Origin of the sequence: Wolbachia endosymbiont of Glossina morsitans morsitans, assembly GCF_000689175.1 — a bacterium.
Lineage (GTDB): Bacteria > Pseudomonadota > Alphaproteobacteria > Rickettsiales > Anaplasmataceae > Wolbachia > Wolbachia pipientis.
The window spans coordinates 8,505-12,547 of sequence record NZ_AWUH01000094.1; the positions used below are offsets into that span (position 1 = coordinate 8,505).

Annotated in this window: 4 protein-coding genes; 2 read left to right on the forward strand and 2 right to left on the reverse strand. The window is 33.8% G+C overall.

Annotated features, from left to right (window positions below; all coding sequences use genetic code 11):
* Positions 1-276 (forward strand): ankyrin repeat domain-containing protein (locus WGMM_RS02155; protein ID WP_240991863.1); only part of this gene is annotated, 276 nt, incomplete at its 5' end.
* A gap of 180 nt (positions 277-456) precedes the next feature.
* Here WGMM_RS02155 and trhO read toward each other — a convergent pair.
* The gene (gene trhO / locus WGMM_RS02160) at positions 457-1,284 is read right to left on the reverse strand and encodes an oxygen-dependent tRNA uridine(34) hydroxylase TrhO (RefSeq protein WP_038249408.1); all 828 of its coding nucleotides are present in this window, start codon (positions 1,282-1,284) and stop codon (positions 457-459) included.
* 129 nt (positions 1,285-1,413) lie between these two features.
* Here trhO and WGMM_RS02165 point away from each other — a divergent pair, with 129 nt between their 5' ends.
* Positions 1,414-3,012 carry an ABC transporter permease gene (locus WGMM_RS02165; protein WP_038249410.1) on the forward strand — a complete coding sequence of 533 codons (1,599 nt, stop codon included), beginning with the start codon at positions 1,414-1,416 and terminating at the stop codon, positions 3,010-3,012.
* Positions 3,013-3,022: 10 nt separating this feature from the next.
* Here the strand turns inward: WGMM_RS02165 and WGMM_RS02170 are convergent, their stop codons facing one another.
* Complete coding sequence (locus WGMM_RS02170; RefSeq protein WP_038249413.1) at positions 3,023-3,916, reverse strand: Rpn family recombination-promoting nuclease/putative transposase; 894 nt, start codon at positions 3,914-3,916, stop codon at positions 3,023-3,025.
* Positions 3,917-4,043: the final 127 nt, after the last annotated feature.

The following is a 4,043-nucleotide window of genomic DNA, read 5'->3' on the forward strand; positions in this document are numbered from 1 at the left end:
GAAAAAGGTGCTAACATTAATATCCAGAATAATCTGGGTAGAACTGCATTACACCATGCTACTTCTACTAATAATGCTGATATGGTTGAATTTCTTCTGAAGGCAAGAGCCAAAGCTAATATAAAGGATAATAATGGTAGAAAACCATCTTCTTTTACTGAAAATAAAAAAATAATAGGTTTACTTAAAAATCCACCAGCTAGATGCCTTTCTGATGTTATGGTTAGCTGTCTTTCAACGCCCACTTCTGTTTTTGTGGAAAGTAATATGGATTGATGTATTAGTCAATAGATGTACTTCAGGTTATTTAATTTGCTAGAAAAATGTTGTAGAATGGCCTTTGCCATTCTACTTTTTGAAGTGCAACCTTCCAATTCTATAGCTAACATAAGACTATCTCAAGACCTCGTCATCTCGCTGCTTGTTAGCGCCGCGGCGGTATGACGTAGAGAAATCTTATTTATTATATCTATAACACTGAAGTTTCCAATCAGAACAAACCACCTGGCCACGTGAAACTGATTTCAGTTTATCAGTTGAAACTTGATTTGAGCAGAATATGCATTTTATTGTGTTGCTTGGAGTAAGTGAGTTATCAACAGCAACTCTATCATCAAAAACAAAACACACACCTTCCCAATTACCATTTTTATTATAGGTTTTTTCAAGGTAAGAAAGAATGCCGCCTTTAAGATGGTAAACATCACTAAATCCAAGGCTTTTCATATATGCTGTAGATTTTTCGCATCTAATTCCACCAGTGCAGTACATAGCTACTTTCAGGTCTTTACTATCAGAAAATGACTCTGTCCACTGAGGAAACTCGCGGAAACATTGTGTGTGTGGATTAATTGCATTCTTAAACTTGCCTAATTTCACTTCATACTCGTTTTGTGTATCTATTACTAAAACGCCAGGTTGAGAAGTAAAATCATCCCAATGCTCTGGATCAACATATTTACCCTTAAGGGAAATATCAAGATTGCTCACACCGAGATTCACAATCTCCCTTGTTAATTTTACCTTCATCTTGCTAAATGGTTGATATTCTGCTGCACTCTCTTTCCATGTAAGGTCCCTTAGCCTATAATCAGAACGTAGAAAATCGAATATTTTATCAATTGCGTTTCTTTCACCAGATATTGTTGCATTAACACCCTCTTCTGCAAGGAGTATAGTACCCTTTAATTCAATGTTGTCGCATGCAGCTTTTATTTCGTCTTTCATGTCATAATAATTAGAAAGTTCTACAAAATGATAGAAAGTTGCAATGACGAAGCTCATGATTATTCACTTATCAACTAAAAACATGATATACAAAATTATAAAGATATTCAATAGTACGGCTGTTAATTACTGGATATTTTCAGTTTTTACATATAACATTTTAATATAAAATATAGATTCAAATTAATGTTTTTAAGAGTATTTAAAAATATATTCTTATTTCTAGTAAGTATATTATTCGTCTGTCCAATATTATCATTAATATCGATTCTATTTACAGATACAGCAAATTCCGGATGGGTAATCAGCACACTTTTCCCTGAATATATACTGAGTACGTTAATTTTGATGATAGGAGTGGGGGGAATATCTTTCATATTTGGAGTAATTCCAGCTTGGCTCACCACATTTTTTTCATTTCCTGGAAGTAAAATTTTTGAGATTGCTTTATTCTTTCCAATATCGATTCCTGGATATATAGTAGCGTTCGTCTATGTAAATACACTAGAGTTTTCAGGTCCGGTGCAGAGCTCATTAAGAGACATTTTAGAGTGGAGCAAAGGTGACTATTGGTTTCCTGAAATAAAATCCCTAGGTGGTGGAATATTAGTAATGGGATTCAGCCTATATCCATACGTTTATATGTTAGTCCGCTCAAGTCTAAAGAATGTTAGTAACTCAGTCACTATTGCGTCAACACTTGGGTTCTCCTCATTGAAGAGCCTGTTTTCTGTCATCATACCCTCCATACGCCCATCAATTATAGCTGGGTTGTCTTTGGTACTAATGGAAGTAATTACAGATTTCGGCACACCACAGTTTCTTGCTATTGATACTTTTACGACAGGAATATATCGCACCTGGTTTTTACTGCATGACAAATATTCAACTACTGTTTTAGCAGTTGCAGAGCTGATTTTCGTTGCAACACTCATAGCTATCGAAAAAAAACTACAAAAAAAAGGAATATCCTACTCTTCAATCAATACCAATTCAGATTATCACAACAAACGGAGTATAAGTGGCGCTATACCGTTGATCTTTGCTTATCTTATGTGTGTATTGCCGATATTAATAGGTTTTATTTTGCCAATGATTCCGCTCATATATTGGAGCATAGAGAAGGGGTTTTTCATATACGAAGCAAGATTCTATAACATAATAGCAAATAGCATTAGTTTATCATTTATCACCGCATTAATCTCAATTAGCATTGCAATAATGATTGGATATACGGTGCGTAAAAATAAGGTAATCAACAGTATAGCGCGTCTCATTTCTTTAGGCTACGCAATTCCAAATGCAATTATCGCAATTAGTATAATAATATTTTTAAGCAGAATATCCTCTTTCATTACTCAATATGTTGTGGAAATTAGCTTAGTAGGAACTATTGGCGCATTAGTTTACTCATATTTATTCCGTTTTTTTGCTATATCTTTCAAGGCGGTAGAGTCAGGGCTCAAAAAAACACCAAATGAAATTGAGTGGACTGCATATACCATGGGTCACGGACCTATTTCCACATGTTTGAATGTTCATATCCCTCTCATCAAGAAGAGTATATTATCGGGATTTTTGCTCGTATTTATGGATACTATCAAAGAGCTCACAGCGACACTCATTATAAGACCATTTAATTTTGAAACTATATCAACTAGAATATATGAACTTGTAAGCGATGAGCGCTATAGAGAAGCTGCCCCATTTTCGTTAATAATAGTTATAATAGGCTTAATCTCTACAATAACCTTATTTACACTTGATGATAAGGATAAAAAATAAACGTAACTGTTCACAGATTTCCACTTAATTCTTCAATCTCACTAATAGAAAGGCCAGCAAACTTAACAATAGTGTTGACATCAACATTATTAGCCAGCATTGCTTTTGCGACTTCAATTTTCCCTTCAATTTTCCCTTTCTCTATACCTTTTTGTGTACCTTTCTCTTCAGCAAGATCAAGTCTGTATTCAAGAATAGCTTCTTCTTTGCGTAGATCCATTATCCTTTCTTCATAGGCTACTAAATCTTTTTCGTTCCAACGAAACTTGTCTAATTCATCATATGCTAGCTTTATTATTGGCGCTTTTTCTGCTATCTCTTTTAAATCCTCTTCTGTTGTTTCTTCTGCGTATTTAAAAAAGAAACACCACCTTTCTACTATACTTTCTAACTGCTCTACTTTATTTTTTGCGAATTTAGGCAACTCAATAAAGACAAACTGAAAATCTTTTAAGTAATGGCCGTTAGTTTTTATATCACGTATATTGTGAGTAGAAATATAATCAACTTCTTCAGGAAGTAAGTTACAATTTGACATAACAATAAAGAAGACTTTCTTTAAATCAATGTAGTTGCCAGATTTATCTAATTGTCTTGAGTAGGCTTTAGCGGCATATAATTGAGCGCGTTTTTCGAAGCCGTTGTCTCTAGCGAGCTGCATTTCTGCTATATATCTATTTCCGTGAGAATCCTTGCAGAGAACATCAACAATACTTTGTTTATTAGAGGCAACTTCGGGATCTATAATAGTGCTGAGAAACTCAACTTCTTGTATTGCATTTATCTCAGTAAACCCTAAAATATCGTTCAAAAAGTGGATCAGGATATTCTTATTTTTTTCCGTTCCAAAGATTTTTTTGAAACACAAATCATTGCGAGGATCGAGAAATTTTGAAAGACCCATGGCAAAAATGCTTGAAAATATTAATAATTATACACTATTATTAATAATTATTCAACCATATTTTTGAAGATAGCTAGTTTCTGTATTTATTTTAAATTGAAGAAAGCTCAAATGAAAGAACGTGCTT

Excerpts from the sequence above, each read along its gene's own strand:
- WGMM_RS02170 (WP_038249413.1), bottom strand. The coding sequence starts at position 3,916 with ATGGGTCTTTCAAAATTTCTCGATCCTCGCAATGATTTGTGTTTCAAA.
- trhO (WP_038249408.1), bottom strand. The coding sequence starts at position 1,284 with ATGAGCTTCGTCATTGCAACTTTCTATCATTTTGTAGAACTTTCTAAT.
- WGMM_RS02165 (WP_038249410.1), top strand. The coding sequence starts at position 1,414 with ATGTTTTTAAGAGTATTTAAAAATATATTCTTATTTCTAGTAAGTATA.